Raw genomic sequence first — 937 nt, 5'->3', positions numbered from 1 at the left:
GCGACTCGGATGCCGATGGCGACTCCGATGCTGACGGTGATTCAGACGCCGACGGCGACTCAGACGCTGATGGCGATTCAGACGCCGATGGCGACTCCGATGCCGACGGCGATTCGGATGCTGACGGTGATTCCGATGCTGACGGCGACTCAGACGCCGATGGCGACTCGGATGCTGATGGCGACTCGGATGCTGATGGCGACTCGGATGCCGACGGCGATTCGGATGCCGATGGCGACTCAGACGCTGACGGCGATTCAGACGCCGATGGCGATTCCGATGCTGACGGTGACTCCGACGCTGACGGCGACTCGGATGCCGATGGCGACTCCGATGCTGACGGTGATTCAGACGCCGACGGCGACTCGGATGCTGATGGTGACTCGGATGCCGACGGCGACTCAGACGCCGATGGCGACTCGGATGCTGATGGCGACTCTGATGCCGACGGCGATTCGGATGCTGACGGTGATTCCGATGCTGACGGCGACTCGGATGCTGATGGTGACTCGGATGCCGACGGCGACTCAGACGCCGATGGCGACTCGGATGCTGACGGTGATTCAGACGCCGACGGCGACTCAGACGCTGATGGCGACTCAGACGCCGATGGCGACTCGGATGCCGACGGCGATTCGGATGCCGATGGCGACTCCGACGCTGATGGCGATTCAGACGCCGACGGCGACTCAGACGCCGATGGCGACTCTGATGCCGACGGCGATTCGGATGCTGACGGTGATTCCGATGCTGACGGCGACTCAGACGCCGATGGCGATTCCGATGCTGACGGTGACTCCGACGCTGACGGCGACTCGGATGCCGATGGCGACTCCGATGCTGACGGTGATTCAGACGCCGACGGCGACTCAGACGCTGATGGCGATTCAGACGCCGATGGCGACTCCGATGCCGACGGCGATTCGGATGCTGACGG

1 protein-coding gene is annotated in these 937 nt (G+C 64.0%); it reads left to right on the top strand.

Annotated features, from left to right (window positions below; translation table 11 throughout):
- Positions 1 to 15: 15 nt before the first annotated feature.
- Positions 16 to 937 (top strand): hypothetical protein (locus CKO42_RS26730; RefSeq protein WP_200252777.1); only part of this gene is annotated, 922 nt, incomplete at its 3' end.

The sequence above is a fragment of the Lamprobacter modestohalophilus genome (assembly GCF_016583905.1).
GTDB lineage: Bacteria > Pseudomonadota > Gammaproteobacteria > Chromatiales > Chromatiaceae > Lamprobacter > Lamprobacter modestohalophilus.
Note: the sequence above shows the minus strand (reverse complement) of the source record. Positions and strands in the feature narration are given on the sequence as shown.